Genomic DNA, 17,321 nt, shown 5'->3' with positions numbered 1-17,321 from the left:
TCCAATTCAGGGTATACCGTGAATTGGAGGCTTTTCTATAAGACAGTACAGTATTTCGCTTATCGAAGATTAGACAGGCTGGAAGAGTACACGATACTCGCCATAGCCCTCTTTCTCCAGATCCTCTTTTGGTATAAACCGCAGTGCCGCTGAATTAATGCAGTAGCGCAGGCCGTTTTCCCCTGGGCCATCGTCGAAGACATGACCTAGATGGGAATCTGCTACTTTGCTGCGCACTTCTGTGCGAACCATCAAATGGCTGAGGTCCGTCTTTTCCTTCACGGCGTAATCGCGGATCGGACGTGTAAAGCTGGGCCAGCCACAACCGGAATCGTATTTATCCTGCGAACTGAATAATGCTTCACCAGATACGATATCTACATAAATGCCTTCTCCGTGGTGATCCCAAAAATCATTTCGGAAAGGTGACTCTGTAGCGCTATTCTGAGTGACTTCAAATTGAAGTGGCGTCAGACGTTCTTTCAAGCTTCGTTTGTCTTCTTTATGTGTCCAGTGGGTTTCGATAAAATTCTCTCGGCCGGAACCCTTACGGTAACGTTTGTAGTGGCCCGGGTTCTTACGATGGTAGCCCTGATGATATTCTTCGGCAGGATAGAAGGTTGCTGCCGGGAGGATCGGGGTTACAATCGGGCTAGAGAATCGGCCGCTTTCTTGCAAAGCTGCCTTGGAAGCCTCTGCTTGTTGCTTCTGCTCTTCAGAATGGGTGAAGATAGCCGTTCCGTAAGAGGTGCCGCGATCATGGAATTGTCCACCCGCATCGGTTGGGTCAATTTGCTGCCAGAATAACTCAAGCAGCTTGCTATAAGGGAAGATTTCTGGGTTGAACGTAATTTGTACGGCTTCAACATGTCCTGTGGTTTCGGAGCATACCTCTTCATAGGTAGGATTTACTGTATGCCCGCCTGTATAGCCCGAGACGACACTAATAATGCCTGGCAATTCCTCGAACGGCGAGACCATGCACCAGAAGCATCCACCTGCAAAGGTTGCTTTTTCCGCCTTGGAATTTATATGGTTAGTCTGATGTTCACTCATTAATATCCCTCCATTCATGTAATGCAATTAAATAGATCACAATCTAATTATAAAGCAAATAACCACAGCCTGCCAGCTTCCGCCAAATAAGCTCTCTGTTACCTAGTGTTTTTTACTTCCTGTGAACTGTAACGAAAGCTTAGCCCGGCTATAATAAGCACAATGGCATAAACAATAATGGCTATAATCGCATTTCCAGGGTTCTGGAACAGTTGATCCCCGAGGAAGGCATACAAGGCGATGCCTGGGATTTTTCCAATAGCTGAGGCAGCAAGATAACTCCAGAAGGGCAGTCCGGCTGCTCCGGCATAGATGTTAACTGCTGTCTGCGGGATAATCGGCAAGAGACGTGCTAAGACAATAGAAGCAAAGGGCCGCCGTTCTATGCCTTTTGTGAATTTTTCGAGTAGGGGAATAGAAGTCAGATAAGCTCTCGCTTGATCTTGAAATATGAACTTCACTACGCCGAAAAGGAATGCGGCAGCAAGGGTTGTAGCTACCCAGCAAATTAAAGCACCGGCCAAACTTCCGTATGCATAACCAAAAAATCCGATGACCGCTTTGTACGGTACAACTGGAAAGAGAGCCAGTAAAGTTGCGATCCCTATAGAGCCGAAAAAATTATGATCCTCTTTCATCCAGCTAAGGATGTCATATCTGTAGATAAACGCAAGGATTGTGCCCGAAACATAAAGAATAATCGAGAACCATTTTCTCATAGCTAATATACCCTTTCTTCCACTCATTCATCTCATCATACGGGATAAAAAGTAAATATTGAAGTGAAGATCATTGTCGGCGAACGCCAAGCAGGTATAATAGCATTTATAGAGAACAAAGAGAGAGATAAATTCTTGAATTATAAAGAGGGGAGTTAGATCAGTGATCGTTTCTGCACGCAAAAGAGTCGCCATCATCGGGATTGGCAATATCGCCCGCAAAGTATATTTGCCACTGCTCTCTCAGCATGGACAAGTTGAGGTAGTGGGGGTTCTCAGTCACTCATCCACAACAGTAGAGCAAGCTGTTAATGCCTACCGTTTTCCTAAAGGAACGACAAATTTGGACGAGCTGTTGTCTTGGGACCTGGATGCAGTATTTGTGCATAGCCCAACGACGACCCATTATGATATAGTAACAAAATGTCTCGAACAGGGGATTTCGGTGTATGTAGATAAGCCGCTGTCCTATGATCTGGAAGAATCCAGAAGGATGGCAGAGCTGGCAGAAAATAAAGGGCTGCTGCTAGGCGTGGGCTTTAATCGGCGTTTTGCCCCAATGTATGTCACTGCCAAGAGTTGGCTCGAGGAAGCCGGCGGAATTAGCCATTGCCACGCGATTAAACATCGCACAAAGCTGCAGTTAGGCAGCAGCCGTGAGACTGTGCATGACGACTTGATTCATATGCTTGATCTGCTGTTATGGTTATGTGGAGATCAGTATGAGCTGCTTCGCAGTAATCTTCAATCCAATGGAGAGGGGCGACTTGTGCAGGCATCTGGAATGCTGGGTTGGGAGCAAGGTTCAGTGGGTATGTATAGTATGGTTCGTGAGGCGGGTGTTGATTTGGAGAAGCTGGAGCTGCACGGTAATGGCCGTTCGGTGGAAGTGGCAGATCTGGACCAAGCCATGCTATATGAAAAAAATGCTTTGCCACGGACCCAGAGCTTTGGAAGCTGGGATACGGTGCTGGATAGAAGAGGTTTTGGTGGAGTGGTAGATCATTTCCTGAACAATATAAATACACCAGAGTTATGCAGTATTGCTGCTTCAGCAGTTCTGCCTAGTCATAGATTGGCAGCTCAGCTTGCTGAATGAGGTCTCTAAGAAAGGAGTAAATTATGGAAGACAACCGTAAATTAGTGGAGGAACAAATCATCGAAAGCTATAAGCGTGAGGAAGAGATGATGATCCTTGTATTCGCCCAGTGGTGCGTGAATCAAGGACTCGACCCGCACAGTTTGTATTTGCAGGCTTATCCACAGCAAGAAGGGAATGAAGCCTTGCGAAAAGCGCTTGCCCTAACGGTTTCTGCGGAGGAAGCAGGGGATATCTCCGATGACACAGTTCTCGGCGTACTCTCCTTATTCGGAAATGATGACTTGGCGCAAATCGTGACAGAAGCGATTGCTCAAAGGGAATCTAAAGCACATACAGGGGATTGACAACGAGGATATAATGATAATGTCAGATGAACTTTTTTTAGTAAACGATGTTCATCAGGGATGAAATGTGTTAATATTATATATACTAACTAATAGTAAGTTTCGCTAGTGAGAGGTGAGAACAATGGAAGAACATCAAATTTCGATGTGTCCCAGATTTGAGACAGCCTTCTCTTTCTTAGGCAAACGTTGGAATGGACTTATTATTCAGACATTGATGAGTGGACCGAAGCGGTTTAAAGATATTTCCGGCCTCATTCCTTCAATGAGCGATAAGATGCTGTCCGAGCGGATGAAGGATTTGGAAGGTGAGGGTATTCTGGTTAGACATGTATACCCGGAAACACCTGTACGTATTGAATATGAACTAACAGACAAAGGCCGTGCGCTGGAGCCTGTTATGCAGCAGATTCAGTCTTGGGCTGAGAGCTGGGTAGAGTAGAAATCAAAGTCGTGTTGTGGCCCTTTTTCCTGAAGAACGGAGGAGGGCTTTTCAATTTTTAAATAAAAACCTTGCACAGATCGAAAAAATCTGTAATATAATAGAAAAAACGTTGTATGTTCCTCGAATGGAAACGCTTGCAATATTGGTTTTTGCTCAAATCTACTCAGCTGGAGTACAGGCATAGCAAAACTATTAGGAGGCGAGGGAGATGAAGACCACCCTGTTTTCCCGGGAAATAACGTATGGAAAAAAGGATGTTGCTGAGCTGGAGAACGCTTCGATCAAAGTACAGCTCATCTATGACAAGACGTTGTTCATGCTGCATAGCCATCTTCCAGATTCCTTATGGGATGCGTGGATTGGCGTGCCTTACAGCATTATCTCTTCACTCTACAAAGGCAACAATGATAGCGGGACTATTTTTCAAAAATGGATTCAAAGTCCTTCTGGTTGGAAATGTATCGGCTGTGAACGGCATTGTCTGGAGTCGACGGAACCTCTTCAAGAAGTGAATGTGGCCAGTAATCAACGACAATATAAGTTCCATAATGGCATTCGCCAAAGCATGGTGCTACAAGCCCTAATTTGGTCCATGTACGAGAATACCGTATTATTCAAACCCTTTTTAGGGGATGAGCCTTTTTTTGATGAAGATGATTTGCATACGATATCCTCTTATTTCGTGCCAACCTACCTTAATGATCTACGTCTTCTGGAGCAGTCTAAGCCTTGTAAAGAGTACAAAGATCAGAATATACAGATCTATCAGGAATGGATTGCCGCCCCTGACCTTGTTCTCAAATGGAATGGTGGCCTGACAGAGGGAAGATGGATGACTGGTGTTTATATGGATCACTCCCGCTTTGCTGGCTTAGGACCTTATTTGAAGGACGCAAAGGGTAAGCGAACGTATATGCAGGCTTATGTTCAATAGATGATACAGATTCTAGTGTCAGGTCGATTGTGGAGATTTATCTCCAGGATTGACCTGTTTTTGTTATCTGCTATTTTCAGGGCAGTAATTAGAAATGAAAAATTAAAAGAAAGGATTTAAAGTAAAATAATGGGAGTTTAAATGAATGAAGACACGGCTATTTATAAGTTGCGGTGCAGTTTAAGGTTTAGAAAGCCGACTTTATTAAGAAATGCAGAAAATGGACACGCTCCTTTTAAGGCTGTAACAGAAGAAACTTTCTAAGTATCGCTCAAATTTCTTCTTTTGCCGGGGCTACCCAGTGCCAAAGTAATCTATTATTCAGCCAATAACACATATAATACCTGTATAAAATTTCGTCATTTCGTTTGTACATCAATAATGCTTGATAGTTTTAACCTAAAGCACGCTAAAGCGTTATGTAAAACAGGTTGATTATGGTCAAATACCACCATGATTGACCTTTTTCGTTCAACAAAGAGATACAATTTTCGTGAGTACAATCACAAGTCAAAACTCCTTTCAGGGTTAAGGTGAACAGGTAGAAAAGATTTTTTCAGAACCTGATCACATATCCCGAGGAGGAACTATTATGGAAACTAAACAACCTAATGATAGAATTTCGGATTTACAGCATAAGCAATCGGTGCAACCTGGATTTACTCCAGATGCCCTGGTAAAAGATATTGTGCTGCAATTCCCAAAAGCTGCGGATTATTTCAAGTCCAAACGGATTGATTTCTGCTGTGGAGGCGCCAAACCTCTTGCTGAAGCAGCGGTAGAACGTGGACTAGATCAAGAGATGATCATTAGTGATCTCAACAAGCTATTCGAGGAATATCCGGTACCACAAGAAGAACTCGCATGGAACACAGCACCTTCTGCAGAGTTAATCGACCATATAGTGAGTAAACATCACCATTACCTGCGGGAAGAGCTGCCTCTGATTAGCCAAAATGTAACTAAGGTATACCGGGTGCATGGCGGAGATTCCCCCCATTTAGAAGAGTTATATAGCTTATTTAATGCACTCAAGGAAGATCTGCTTCAGCATACAGCTAAAGAAGAGGAAGACGAGTTTCCAAAATTATTAGCGTATGATGCCAATCCAAGTGAAGAAGGGCTGACCATACTTCGTGAGGCATTAGTTGACCTTGAGAGTGAACATGACACAGCAGGCGATATATTGAGACAAATACGCAAAATAACAGATGATTTCACCCCACCGGCTCATGCTTGTACAACCTATCGTTTGACTTATGCCCGGCTAGAGGAGCTGGAGAGCATGACTTTTGAACATGTTCATCTGGAGAATAATATATTGTTCCCTAGATTCCAGTAGAAAAAATGAGTTTTCAAAGAGTCCCTTAGGGGACTTTTTTTATATTTGAGAACAAAGCTTATTTACGTTATTCTTAAATAGACAGTATGCATAACTTACTACAAGCCTGAGACGCTGTGTGGTCATTAGGCGGGACAAGGCGGTGTCACTATGCCCACGAAATATATGTGGAGGTTGTTACTAGGATTAGTCATCGTATTCATAATAGGGGGATGTTCCACTCTTGCTGACGTTAATAATGAAGGGAATAATGGCTTAGCAGGATCAGACGGACCTGCGCTTTCGCTTATCGTTGCGGGAAATGACTTGCTTACCAACCCTTTGGACAAGCAGCTTAGCGAGAGCTACAGAAAAGGGATAACGATCTTTGACCTACTGAAAGGTAGTGGGAAGGCCACCTTTTCTGAGGATAACACAAGCATTCTAGCAGTAAATAATATTTCACTCGGTCCAGGAATGAATTGGGAGCTGCAAATGGATGGGGAGACCATTGGACCTGAGGATTGGGGTCGAACCGTCGGGCATGAATCAAAATTAGTAATTACGGCGATGTCTAAGGAACATCAGGAACCCCTTCAAATTGTGATGTTGACCGTGAATGGTGGAAGTGAGCAAGTGAATTTGAATCATTCATATGTTATGGGATTTACTGAAGATTTAACAGTGAGAGGTTTGTTGAAGAACAGCAGTGTGGTGCAGTTGACCGAAGACAACAAAAAGGTGTTATCCATTGGTGATTATACTCCTCTTAGCAATGAAGTTTGGAAGATGAAGGTGAATGGGAAGCAGCTGCTTGAGAATGGAATGGACATGAAGCTTAGAGTGCAGGATGAATTGGAGATTTTATTGGCTATACGTTAAAAAAAGTACATAAATGCCAGATCTACGGTTGCTCAGAACCCGTGATCTGGCTTTTTTTAATTGGAAGTTATAACCTAATAAAGTTGTCTTATTTTTATGTGAAAACATTCACATTTAATGTGATTGTAATCACAATCTCTCTTAAATTTTGAAATGTATAATTCCATTATGTAGAAGAGAAGTTGAAGCAAAGTTCAACAAGAACGGATAAGACTGAGGAGGCACCTAACCATGGCAGCGAAGAGAGAAAAATTAGTATTAGTCGGCAACGGTATGGCAGGCATAGGTACGCTAGAGCAGATATTGAAGCTAGGTGGAGCTTATGACATTACGGTCTTTGGAAGCGAACCTCATCCCAATTATAATCGGATCATGTTGTCCTATGTTCTCGAAGGCAGCAAAACCATCAATGATATCATCCTAAACGACTGGAATTGGTATGAAGATAACAACATTACCTTGCATACTGGAACAACAGTTACACGAATTGACGAGCATTCCAAGCAAGTAATTGCGGATAACGGTATGGCTGTTTCTTACGATAAAGTGATTATTGCAACGGGTTCGAATTCATTTATTTTACCTGTACCTGGTTGTGATAAGGAAGGCGTAGTGGGTTTCCGGGATATTGCAGATTGTGATGCGATGCTGGCTGCAGCTAAACAATACAACAAAGCGGCGGTAATTGGTGGGGGCTTACTTGGATTGGAAGCGGCAAAGGGTCTTGTGAACCTTGGCATGGACGTTACTGTAGTGCATCTGATGGAAGATCTAATGGAGCGCCAGTTGGATCGTAATGCCTCCTCTATGTTGCAAGCTGAGCTAGAGCGTCAAGGCGTGAAATTTGCCATGGGCAAACAAACAGTAGAATTGACCGGGGAACAGAGAATAAGTGGATTACAATTTAGTGATGGCACTTCACTTGCGGCTGATTTTGTAGTTATGGCTGTTGGCATCAAACCGAATATAACTGTGGCAAAAGAAAGCGGAATTGCTGTTAATCGTGGGATTGTAGTGGACGATTATTTGCAGACCTCTATGCAAAATGTATATTCCATTGGCGAATGTGCCGAACATCGCGGAGTTTGTTACGGATTAGTAGCGCCGCTCTTTGAGCAGGGGATGGTTCTAGCTAAACATCTCTGCGGAAGTGATACAAACCCATATGAAGGTTCTGTTGTCTCCACCAAATTAAAAATTTCCGGTGTGGATGTATTTTCTGCAGGTGAGTTTATGGATTCCCCTGAACATACTGTAATCTCAAGCAAAGATGAATGGAAGCGAACCTATAAGAAAATTCTGCTCAAAGACAATGTCATTGTTGGTGCAGTCCTGTTCGGGGATGTGACAGAGTCGGCTAGCCTGCAAAAGTTAGTTAAACAAGGCGCTGTAATGACCGATGAAATTTATACAGAGGTTATGGGTACGGGCTGCTGCGGAAGCGGAGCCAAAAAGAGCACATCCGTAGAAGCGATGGCGGACGAAGAAATCGTATGTGGCTGTAACGGGGTTACGAAAAAAGCGATTGTGGATGCGGTCATAGAAAATGGTTTTACTACTGTGGACGAAATAAAAGCATGTACAGGAGCGACACGCTCTTGCGGAGGTTGTAAACCGGTTGTAGAACAAATTTTACAATTTGTCCTGGGTGATAGTTTTGAACAGTCTGCCAAGCAAGGGATTTGTAGCTGCACAACGCTTAGCCGGGATGAGATTGTTGCTGAGATTACAGCTAAAGGTCTTAGTACTACTAAAGAGGTTATGCATGTTCTGGGTTGGAAACAAGAGGAAGGCTGCTCTAAATGCCGTCCGGCGATTAACTATTATCTGGGGATGATAAATCCGGATACACATCAAGACGAGAAGGAATCACGCTTTGTTAATGAACGTATGGGAGCCAATATTCAAAAAGACGGAACCTATACCGTTATTCCACGCATGTACGGCGGGGTAACGACACCGGAGGATTTGAAGAAAATCGCTGATGTCTCCCTTAAATATGATGTAAAAGTTGTGAAGGTGACTGGTGGGCAACGCCTGGATCTAATCGGGGTGAAAAAAGAGGATCTGCCGAAAGTATGGGAAGAGCTCGATATGCCATCAGGTTATGGTTATGCCAAATCGCTACGTACCGTTAAGACTTGTGTGGGTTCACAGTTCTGCCGTTTCGGCACACAGGATTCGCTGGGAATGGGCGCGCTCATAGAACGTAAGTATGAACGTCTTGATTTTCCTGCCAAGTTTAAAATAGCTGTCAACGGCTGTCCACGTAACTGTGCGGAATCCTGTACGAAGGATATTGGCATCGTCGGTAATGATGGCGGTTGGGAAGTATTTATTGGTGGTAACGGTGGGATCAAGCCACGGATCGCTGACTCCTTCTGCAAAATTAAGACCGATGAAGAGTTGATCGAAGTGTGCTCCGCTGTGATGCAATATTACCGTGAGACCGGCAATTATTTGGAGAGAACCTCCGAGTGGGTTGAGCGTATGGGACTTGAGCAGATTCAAATGGTCATTTTGAATAATGAAGATAACCGCAAAGAGCTGGCCGCACGGATTGACTTTGCTCTGACTCAGGTGACGGATCCTTGGAAAAAAATGCTCAATGACAGCAGCACTCGTACTGCGCTTTTTGAAGAAACAAGAGTCTAGCGGATATAACGCACACAGAAGGGGAGAGACCGATGAATAAGACCACACAAACGTATGCAATAGGATCAGTACAGGATTTCCTGCTGCAAATTGGCCGCGTAGTGATTGCTGGAAATGTTGAACTGGCTGTGTTCCGTGCCTCTGACGGAGCCATCTATGCAGTAGAGAATCGCAGTCCTCATCCTAAGGGGGGACCGCTTGCTGAAGGGATCGTGTCAGGTCACTATCTGTACGATCCACTGTACGATTGGAAAATCGATCTGCGCACGGGTGAGGTGCAGGCACCAGACCAAGGTAGTGTGGTGACTTATCCAGTCACACTGGATGGAGAGAAAGTTACAGTGAGCGTGTAGACACCGAAGAGTGTAGTAATAGATTTAATAGAAAACGGTGGGGTGGAGTATTATGTTTACGCAAAGTGTGGAGAGCATCGTAGAGACGGCAGTCAGTAAGCGGGACAAAATGAATGAAAGCTTGCCAAGATATTTTTTAGCAGCCCTATTGGCAGGTGCTTATGTAGGCATTGGGATTATCCTAATTTTCTCCCTAGGAGCACCACTGGCAGCTGCCAAATCTCCTTTCCAACCGCTTATTATGGGCACATCCTTCGGCATCGCCCTGACGCTTGTAGTATTTGCAGGCTCCGAGCTGTTTACCGGAAATAATATGTTTTTTACTGTAAGTACACTGGCAGGCAGAACCAGTATCTGGGATACCGTTAAGAACTGGATTCTTGTATTCATCGGGAATGTGGTAGGTGCAGTGATTTTAGCACTTTTAATTCGTGGGACTGGGTTGTTCAGTGCTGCGCCGCCGGAGCATTTGATTTTTACAGCCGCTGCTAAAAAAATGAGTCTCCCGTTCTCTGAGCTGTTTTCTCGTGGAATCCTATGTAACTGGCTGGTCTGTTTAGCGCTATGGATGTCCTCACGCGCTAAAAGTGAATCTGCTAAGCTAATCTTAATCTGGTGGTGTCTGTTTGCCTTTATCGCAAGCGGATATGAGCATAGTGTGGCTAATATGACTCTGCTTAGTGTTGCTGTGTTGCTTCCAAATCATCCAGAAACCATTACGATAGCTGGATGGCTGCATAATATGATCCCTGTAACTTTGGGGAATATCATTGGTGGAGGCGTATTCGTCGGCATGGCCTATTGGGTGATCTCACCAGTGCGTGGTGCTCGCAACAACCGTTAAGATCCATTTTTAATTAACTATATTAGAGCTGAACCGATCTTGGGTTTAGCTCTTTTTTTGTTGAATATAAAAAAAAGACACCTGCATTAGGCGCCTTGGACCACTCTATTTAATATTATGCAGAATAATTGGGTCATGTATGTTTCATTGAGGTGAATAGAGGGTATATTATAACGGAATTAGATCCGGCAGATTTCGTTTGGACACAATTCGCAGTGGCAAATTTCTTGCAGCATGCCAAGGTCCTTGATGACAATCATACCGTTCTCATACTCAACAGCATCTTTTTTACGCAGGTCGCTCAGCATCCGGTTAACACTTTCACGTGTGGCACCGATCATGTTGGACAAATCTGTATGCGTAATTTTTTTGTTGATAAGGATATTCTCACCATCGCTGCTCTTCTCACCGTAGGTGTTGCCAAGACGAATGAGCGTGGAGCAGAGTGCACCTGGTTTGCCGTACATCATTAGATCACGGAATTTAGTTTGGGTGAGACGGTGATGAATACCCATCCATTTCATAAAGTCGATAGCAAAGTCACAATGTTGGCAAATGAGAATTTCTAGATCCTTTTGTTCGATGACGCCAACTTCACTTTCTTCAATCACTTCGGCTGTAAAGCTATGCTTAGTGCTGAAGAATGGATCTGCTTGACCTACCATATCACCAGCTTGATACATATAAAGAATGAGTTCTTTACCTTCATCAGTAGATTTAGTTAATTTCACACGTCCACGTTTGATATAAAACAATTTATCCGAGTAGTCGCCTTCCCAGAATAGATGTGAACCCTCTGGAACTATGCGCTCTTTCATTGTAACTAGAAGTCTGTTGAAATTCTGTTCGGAGAAACAGTTTGTATTTCCGTGGGCTTCGATAACATTGTAATGTTCTTTTAGCATAATCGACATCCCCTTTATTCCCTCAGTTTTTCAGTAAATTTTAAATTAATTATACCTTGAAAATCCCTCGAATTGGTTATAAAAAATCGTTTAAAAGTGTCGAATTTTCAACATTGTGATAAATTTCACTTCTAAAGTGTTCGATGTAATATTCTTTTTAACTAAAAAAGAGTAAGTGATCTCACGTTTATGATATATGAACAGCGGCTATCCATTATTCTCAAATACTGGGTTAATCGCTGTTTTTTTGCGTCCCCGTTAGATTGTAACATATAACATAGCTGAAATTCATGTTCAAGAAATTAGTTTTATCTCAACTCCGTATAAATGCACACATCTTCATTACGGTCGGACATTGGCTCTACTGCTATGCAGCGATATCCTGAAATTGGAGCAAAAATCAGGAGAAGGAGAAATCATATATGGCTAAAGTAGCAGACAAATATCTTAAGGTTGATCCGTGGGCAATTATTGAAGAGGGCTTTGATCCAGAGCGAAATCGGACTTCGGAATCTATTTTTTCATTGGGTAATGAATATATGGGTGTACGGGGATATGCAGAGGAAGGATATTCAGGTGACACCCTGCAAGGAAGTTATTTTAATGGATTAAATGAACAATTGGATATTGGCAATCACTATAAAGGGATTATTCGCTCGCTGAGATATATGGTGAATGCGGTGGACTGGCTGTATACACGTCTATCTGTAGATGGTGAACAGCTTGATTTAGCAAAAAGTAACGTAACGGATTATGTGCGTAGGTTGGATCTTCGTAAAGGTACGTACCGGAGAGAGCTAGTCTGGCATCTAAACGATGGCAAGTCGCTAAAAGTAGTCTTTACACGTCTGGTCAGTATGACTATGTCTCATTTGGGGTTGCAGCGGGTAGATTTTGAACCTCTTAATTTCTCGGGGAGCGTGGACATTTGTACAGGTCTTGATTTCGGCATTATTCATGAAGAACGCGGCGAATGTATGTGGAACAGTCTCCGCAGCGGAGTAAGTGGAGCGTCCTCTGCTATTATGGCGAGTACAGTGAATACTGGGAATAAGCTGTTCTCAAGCTTTACCTTACAATCCTCGCAGCCGTTACAGCTCACTGCTGTCGAGAGTGATAAATTTATTGGACAAAATTTCACCCTGGACCTTACGGAAGGAGAAGTCTCCTATTTTACCAAACTGGTTATGAACTATTCGGATAGTGATTCTGCCCATACAGCTGAAGAGCTGTGGAGCAAAGGTCTGTCTCTTGCTGAAACAGCAAGCCAGTTGACAGATACCCAAATAATCGCTGATCAGACAGCTTATTGGAAGGGCATCTGGGAGACAAGTGATATCCGAATTGAGGGTGATCCTGAGAATCAACAGGGTATTCGTTTCTGTATCTTCCAGCTTTATCAGACCTATCATGGCGATCATCCCGGATTTAATATTGGTGCCAAAGGGCTGACGGGGGAAGTATATCGTGGGTTGGCTTTTTGGGATACAGAATCCTATTGCCTACCGTTCTATATGTTCAATAATCCAAAGGCTGCCCGGAGCTTATTGGAATTCAGATATAAAACATTGCCGCAGGCTATGCAGCGCGCTAAAGAAGTGGATTGTGAGGGAGCCTGCTATCCCATTGCTACTATAGATGGAACAGAAAGCTGTGATCTCTGGCAGCACTCTAATCTTCAGCTTCATGTAGGGACTGCTGTTTCTTATGGCATTTGGCATTATGTCAAAAATACCGGTGATAAAAGCTTCCTGCATAGTAAAGGGGCTGAGATGTTGATTCAGATCAGCAGATTCTATGCTACACGTGGTCAATGGGGGCAACGCAGCGGTGAATATGGTTATTTTGGCGTCATGGGCCCTGATGAGTTCCAATTGATGGTCAATAACAACTGCTACATTAATCTGATGGCTCAACAATCTTTTGAATACACCTTAGAGACTCTTCGGGAGATGAAAGAACAGGCTCCTGCTGCTTTTGCAGCTGTGGTAGAGAAAACAGAACTTCATGACGAGGAACTCACCGATTGGGAAAACAAGGCGCAGCATATGCGGATTCCGGTTGACGAAGTGACAGGAGTTTATGAAGAGCATGATGGGTTCTTCGATATGCCACATATTGATATTCATTCGATTCCGGTAACAGAATTCCCGTTATATTCGAACTGGTCATATGATCGTTTGTATCGCTATGACATGATTAAACAGCCGGATGTACTTATGTTTATGTTCTTGTACAGCGGACAATTCTCTAAAGAAGCGAAGCTGGCGAACTATGAATACTACGAGCCTAGATGTATTCATGAGTCTTCGCTGTCACCTTCGATCCACTCCATTTTGGCAAGTGAAATCGGCAAACCCGAGGAAGCATATTCGTTTTTTGAATTTGCTACTCGACTGGATTTAGACAACTATAACCGCAATACCCGTGAAGGGCTGCATACTACCTCAATTGCTGCTGCTTGGATGAATATTGTTTACGGCTTTGGAGGAATGCGCTCGGATGGAGCACGTCTGTCCTTTCAGCCAACCCTGCCAGAACGCTGGGATGAATATAGCTTCCAAGTGTTGTATGAAGGAGTGCTTCTGAGAATTGTGATCGACAAAAAATCAGTAACAATCACTGCGGTTAATGGTGGAAGTACCGAAATTATAGTGTACGGACAGTCGATTACAGTGGATGCTTCCGGGAAGACGCTTCCGCTAGGTGAAGGGATGCTGGCAGGATGAACTGGACCGTAAAGGATAGCTGTTTTGATAAACAGCTGGTGACGACAAACGGTAACAAATATATGTTAGGCAACGGCTACATGGGATATCGCGGCACACTGGAGGAATTCAGCAAAACCGAGCTGGTAGCTGTCACCCTCGCAGGTCTATATGACAGAGCAGGAGACAAATGGAGAGAACCAGTTAATGCCCCTAATGGATTGTTGACCAAGATTTTCTGTAATGCTCAGCTCTTAAGTGTGCTTGACCGTGAACCGGTCGCTCATACTCAGGAGCTGAATATCCGAAATGCCATTCATCATCGGAGCACTGAATATGCTGTACCTGACGGCGGGACGTTAACGTTTACTGCAGAACGTTTCGTAAGCCAGGATAATCTTCACTTGCTCGTTAGTAAATACTCTATTCGCAGCACACAAGACTGCCGAGTAGCCATTGAGACGGGAATTGACGTAGATGTGTGGGATATCAATGGACCTCATCTCTACGGACAAACGGTGCAATTGAAGGACGAGGTGCTGATCTCTTCATCGGTTAGCGGAGAATTGAAAATTCCGGTGGTTGTGGCGGAGAGGGCGGTATTCAGTTTTGGTGAGGAGCAACTGGAAGATGGGGCTGCTGTTCGCCGGATTTCTTTTGATGCCCGTGCGGGTGAGACGTATGAATGGTTTAAGTATGTAGCAGTCTATACTGGACTTGATGCGGATCAGCCGGAGACGGAAGCTGTTAAATCTGTCCATGCTGCTGAGGCGTTGGGTTATGAGGCGTTATTTAAGGCTCACCGTCTGATATGGGATGAGAGATGGTCACACAGTGATGTAATCATCGAAGGTGATGAAGCTGCCCAATTTGCCTTGAGATATAGTATCTATCAGCTGTTAATCATTGCGCCTACAGTTTCGGAGAAGGTGTCTATTCCAGCCCGGGGATTATCGGGTCAGGTATATAAGGGAGCTGTATTCTGGGATACGGAAATGTTTATGTTGCCGTTTTTCCTGCACAGTGATCCTAAGGTAGCGCGGAACTTGATGATGTACCGGATTCATACATTGGATGGTGCTCGCCGTAAGGCAGCGGAATATGGATTTTTGGGCGCATTTTATGCTTGGGAAAGTCAGGATACGGGAGATGATGCCTGTACTTTGTTTAATGTGAATGATGTATTTACAGGCCGGCCGATGCGCACCTATTTCCGCGATAAACAGGTTCATATCAGTGGTGACGTTGTGCATGGGATCTGGAAATATGTTCAATTCACAGGGGATGAAAGTCTGCTTACTAGTGGAGGAGCTGAGGTGATCTGGGAATGCGCTCGCTTTTTCTACTCTTACGCTTACTATAATTCTGTTAAACAACGGTTTGAGATTCTGGATGTTACAGGTCCGGATGAATATCATGAGCGTGTGAACAATAATGCTTTTACCAATGCACTGGTTAAAGAGACGCTGGAGATTGCCTTGCATACAGCAGCTTTGCTGCAAGAGAAGTATCCTGAGGACTACGGTCAATTGTCCGCTCAGTTTAGCTCAGGGCCATTCCTGGAGGAGTTCAAAACGATGCTGGATAGCTTTTATGTCCCACAGCCTGATCCTGCCAGTCTTGTTATTGAACAATTCGACCGGTACCTCACCTTGGAGGATGTAGAACTAACAGAACTGAAATCACGTGTGCTTAATAAAAATGAGTATTTGGGCGGCGGCAATGGCTTAGCTACCACCACAACCATACTTAAACAAGCAGACGTTGTGTTGATGCTGAATTTGTTTAAACACTCCTTTAGCAAGGAAGTGAAACAAGCAAACTGGGAATTTTACGAACCGCGTACGGAACACGGATCAAGCTTAAGCCCTTGTATTTACGCTTTGGTAGCTGCAGATATTGGTTCACCGGATTGGGGCTATCCGTATTTTATGCGTACAGCTACTGTCGATCTCACCGGCGAATCTAAGCAATATGTAGGGGATCTCTACATTGGTGGGACTCATCCAGCTGCGAATGGTGGTGCTTGGATGGCTGCGGTTCTTGGCTTCGCTGGGTTGGACTACGCTGGAGGGGTTGTCCACATCAATCCATCTCTGCCGCAACATTGGCAGTCCGTTCAGCTTCCGGTTACCCTGCGCGGCGACACCATCCAACTGCGGATCAGTAAGGATGAAGTCACTGTGATCACAGCTGCTGATTACAGTGGAGACTTAGTATTCTCGGTGCAAGGCGGAGAAGGCAAGTCCTGCTCTGCAGGGGAGATCCTTCGACTGGCCTTTGATGAAACGGGATTATAAATATTAATACACAACGGAGAGGAAGCAAATCAATGTTGGAAAATATGAAAGGCGCCATCTTTGATCTGGATGGTGTGATCGTAGATACAGCCAAATATCATTATTTGGCGTGGGCGAGTCTTGCAGATGAGCTTGGCTTTAATTTCACGGAGGAGGATAACGAACGGCTTAAAGGTGTGAGCCGGATGAGATCACTTGATATCCTGCTGGAAGTGGGTGGCCTGGAATTTGAGGAAGCAGAGAAGCAGGCAATGGCGGAGAAGAAAAACCGCCTGTACGTAGAATACATTTCTCGACTCGAGGAATCGGAGCTGCTGCCTGGAGTGAAAGAATACCTGACAGGATTGAGATCACGTGGGATTGGCATTGCATTAGGATCAGCCAGTAAGAACGCTGAGTTTATTTTGAATAAGCTGAACATTACAGACTTATTTGATGCGGTTGTTGACGGCAACAAAGTGTCACTAGCCAAACCGGACCCGGAGGTGTTCCTGATCGCGGCTCAGGAGATAGGCTTGCAGCCGGATGAATGTGTTGTGTTTGAAGATGCTGAGGCAGGTGTTCAAGCCGGTAAAGCTGCTGGGATGAAGGTTGTAGGTATCGGCAAACCTGAGGTGCTGAAGGAAGCTGATCTGGTCGTAAAAGGATTGTATGAGCTGCTGACAGACTAAAGCTTAGTTAGTCATATAATGTTAACAGTGCAACGATGTTATGTGACCGACCCCATGGTAGCGGATGCTACTATGGGGTCGG

At 44.2% G+C, this 17,321-nt stretch carries 15 protein-coding genes and 1 pseudogene; 13 read left to right on the top strand and 3 right to left on the bottom strand.

The features are described 5' to 3' along the window. Positions 1–69: 69 nt before the first annotated feature. Positions 70–1,056 (bottom strand): peptide-methionine (S)-S-oxide reductase MsrA, encoded by a 987-nt coding sequence (msrA, locus tag MKZ09_RS24460; protein ID WP_076204968.1) that lies wholly within the window; start codon positions 1,054–1,056, stop codon positions 70–72. A gap of 98 nt (positions 1,057–1,154) precedes the next feature. Next, complete coding sequence (locus MKZ09_RS24455) at positions 1,155–1,775, bottom strand: TVP38/TMEM64 family protein (RefSeq protein WP_076204966.1); 621 nt, start codon at positions 1,773–1,775, stop codon at positions 1,155–1,157. A 166-nt stretch (positions 1,776–1,941) separates the two neighbouring features. Between MKZ09_RS24455 and MKZ09_RS24450 the strand changes: the two genes are divergently transcribed. The 10 genes and pseudogenes from MKZ09_RS24450 (at position 1,942) to MKZ09_RS24405 (ending at position 10,655) form a co-directional block, all read left to right on the top strand. After that, positions 1,942–2,874, top strand: a complete 933-nt coding sequence (locus MKZ09_RS24450) for a Gfo/Idh/MocA family protein (protein WP_370511174.1) — start codon at positions 1,942–1,944, stop codon at positions 2,872–2,874. A 23-nt stretch (positions 2,875–2,897) separates the two neighbouring features. Continuing rightward, positions 2,898–3,221, top strand: a complete 324-nt coding sequence (locus MKZ09_RS24445) for a hypothetical protein (RefSeq protein ID WP_036682960.1) — start codon at positions 2,898–2,900, stop codon at positions 3,219–3,221. 124 nt (positions 3,222–3,345) lie between these two features. After that, positions 3,346–3,663, top strand: coding sequence for a winged helix-turn-helix transcriptional regulator (locus MKZ09_RS24440; RefSeq protein ID WP_036682958.1), 318 nt, complete (start codon positions 3,346–3,348; stop codon positions 3,661–3,663). A 211-nt stretch (positions 3,664–3,874) separates the two neighbouring features. Continuing rightward, positions 3,875–4,600 carry a hypothetical protein gene (locus tag MKZ09_RS24435; RefSeq protein ID WP_076204958.1) on the top strand — a complete coding sequence of 242 codons (726 nt, stop codon included), beginning with the start codon at positions 3,875–3,877 and terminating at the stop codon, positions 4,598–4,600. 141 nt (positions 4,601–4,741) lie between these two features. Then, positions 4,742–4,864, top strand: a pseudogene (locus tag MKZ09_RS24430) (hypothetical protein); the annotation flags it as partial. Positions 4,865–5,246: 382 nt separating this feature from the next. Further along, the gene (gene ric / locus MKZ09_RS24425; RefSeq protein WP_076205071.1) at positions 5,247–5,942 is read left to right on the top strand and encodes an iron-sulfur cluster repair di-iron protein; all 696 of its coding nucleotides are present in this window, start codon (positions 5,247–5,249) and stop codon (positions 5,940–5,942) included. 150 nt (positions 5,943–6,092) lie between these two features. Next, positions 6,093–6,803, top strand: a complete 711-nt coding sequence (locus MKZ09_RS24420; protein ID WP_076204954.1) for a hypothetical protein — start codon at positions 6,093–6,095, stop codon at positions 6,801–6,803. Positions 6,804–7,034: 231 nt separating this feature from the next. Next, entirely contained in the window at positions 7,035–9,458 is a 2,424-nt protein-coding gene (gene nirB, locus MKZ09_RS24415; RefSeq protein ID WP_076204949.1) for a nitrite reductase large subunit NirB, read from the top strand. A gap of 32 nt (positions 9,459–9,490) precedes the next feature. Continuing rightward, positions 9,491–9,811 carry a nitrite reductase small subunit NirD gene (nirD, locus tag MKZ09_RS24410; protein WP_076130684.1) on the top strand — a complete coding sequence of 107 codons (321 nt, stop codon included), beginning with the start codon at positions 9,491–9,493 and terminating at the stop codon, positions 9,809–9,811. A gap of 52 nt (positions 9,812–9,863) precedes the next feature. Continuing rightward, on the top strand, positions 9,864–10,655 hold the full coding sequence (locus tag MKZ09_RS24405) for a formate/nitrite transporter family protein (protein WP_076204946.1): 792 nt from the start codon (positions 9,864–9,866) through the stop codon (positions 10,653–10,655). Between the two features lie 179 nt (positions 10,656–10,834). Here the strand turns inward: MKZ09_RS24405 and MKZ09_RS24400 are convergent, their stop codons facing one another. Further along, positions 10,835–11,560 carry a Crp/Fnr family transcriptional regulator gene (locus MKZ09_RS24400; protein ID WP_036682945.1) on the bottom strand — a complete coding sequence of 242 codons (726 nt, stop codon included), beginning with the start codon at positions 11,558–11,560 and terminating at the stop codon, positions 10,835–10,837. A 422-nt stretch (positions 11,561–11,982) separates the two neighbouring features. On the opposite strand from MKZ09_RS24400, the gene MKZ09_RS24395 reads away from it, so the two are divergent. From MKZ09_RS24395 to pgmB, 3 genes are read left to right on the top strand one after another with little or no spacing between them, the layout of a single operon-like run. Then, a complete protein-coding gene (locus MKZ09_RS24395; RefSeq protein ID WP_076204942.1) occupies positions 11,983–14,289 on the top strand; it encodes a glycoside hydrolase family 65 protein in 2,307 nt (768 codons plus the stop codon). Further along, entirely contained in the window at positions 14,286–16,568 is a 2,283-nt protein-coding gene (locus MKZ09_RS24390; RefSeq protein WP_076204938.1) for a glycosyl hydrolase family 65 protein, read from the top strand. Before MKZ09_RS24395 ends, MKZ09_RS24390 begins: the two co-directional genes overlap by 4 nt. Positions 16,569–16,600: 32 nt before the next feature. After that, positions 16,601–17,239 (top strand): beta-phosphoglucomutase, encoded by a 639-nt coding sequence (gene pgmB / locus MKZ09_RS24385; protein ID WP_076204935.1) that lies wholly within the window; start codon positions 16,601–16,603, stop codon positions 17,237–17,239. Positions 17,240–17,321 lie beyond the last annotated feature (82 nt).

This window comes from Paenibacillus sp. FSL R5-0908 (genome assembly GCF_038006245.1).
GTDB lineage: Bacteria > Bacillota > Bacilli > Paenibacillales > Paenibacillaceae > Paenibacillus_AQ > Paenibacillus_AQ odorifer.
This window is presented reverse-complemented; position numbering and strand designations above follow the sequence as displayed.

What these genes read in the sequence shown, in the direction of transcription:
- msrA (WP_076204968.1), bottom strand. Translation starts at nt 1,056, where the DNA reads ATGAGTGAACATCAGACTAACCATATAAATTCCAAGGCGGAAAAAGCA.
- MKZ09_RS24455 (WP_076204966.1), bottom strand. Translation starts at nt 1,775, where the DNA reads ATGAGAAAATGGTTCTCGATTATTCTTTATGTTTCGGGCACAATCCTT.
- MKZ09_RS24445 (WP_036682960.1), top strand. Translation starts at nt 2,898, where the DNA reads ATGGAAGACAACCGTAAATTAGTGGAGGAACAAATCATCGAAAGCTAT.
- MKZ09_RS24440 (WP_036682958.1), top strand. Translation starts at nt 3,346, where the DNA reads ATGGAAGAACATCAAATTTCGATGTGTCCCAGATTTGAGACAGCCTTC.
- MKZ09_RS24435 (WP_076204958.1), top strand. Translation starts at nt 3,875, where the DNA reads ATGAAGACCACCCTGTTTTCCCGGGAAATAACGTATGGAAAAAAGGAT.
- MKZ09_RS24420 (WP_076204954.1), top strand. Translation starts at nt 6,093, where the DNA reads ATGCCCACGAAATATATGTGGAGGTTGTTACTAGGATTAGTCATCGTA.
- nirB (WP_076204949.1), top strand. Translation starts at nt 7,035, where the DNA reads ATGGCAGCGAAGAGAGAAAAATTAGTATTAGTCGGCAACGGTATGGCA.
- nirD (WP_076130684.1), top strand. Translation starts at nt 9,491, where the DNA reads ATGAATAAGACCACACAAACGTATGCAATAGGATCAGTACAGGATTTC.
- MKZ09_RS24405 (WP_076204946.1), top strand. Translation starts at nt 9,864, where the DNA reads ATGTTTACGCAAAGTGTGGAGAGCATCGTAGAGACGGCAGTCAGTAAG.
- MKZ09_RS24400 (WP_036682945.1), bottom strand. Translation starts at nt 11,560, where the DNA reads ATGCTAAAAGAACATTACAATGTTATCGAAGCCCACGGAAATACAAAC.
- MKZ09_RS24395 (WP_076204942.1), top strand. Translation starts at nt 11,983, where the DNA reads ATGGCTAAAGTAGCAGACAAATATCTTAAGGTTGATCCGTGGGCAATT.
- MKZ09_RS24390 (WP_076204938.1), top strand. Translation starts at nt 14,286, where the DNA reads ATGAACTGGACCGTAAAGGATAGCTGTTTTGATAAACAGCTGGTGACG.
- pgmB (WP_076204935.1), top strand. Translation starts at nt 16,601, where the DNA reads ATGTTGGAAAATATGAAAGGCGCCATCTTTGATCTGGATGGTGTGATC.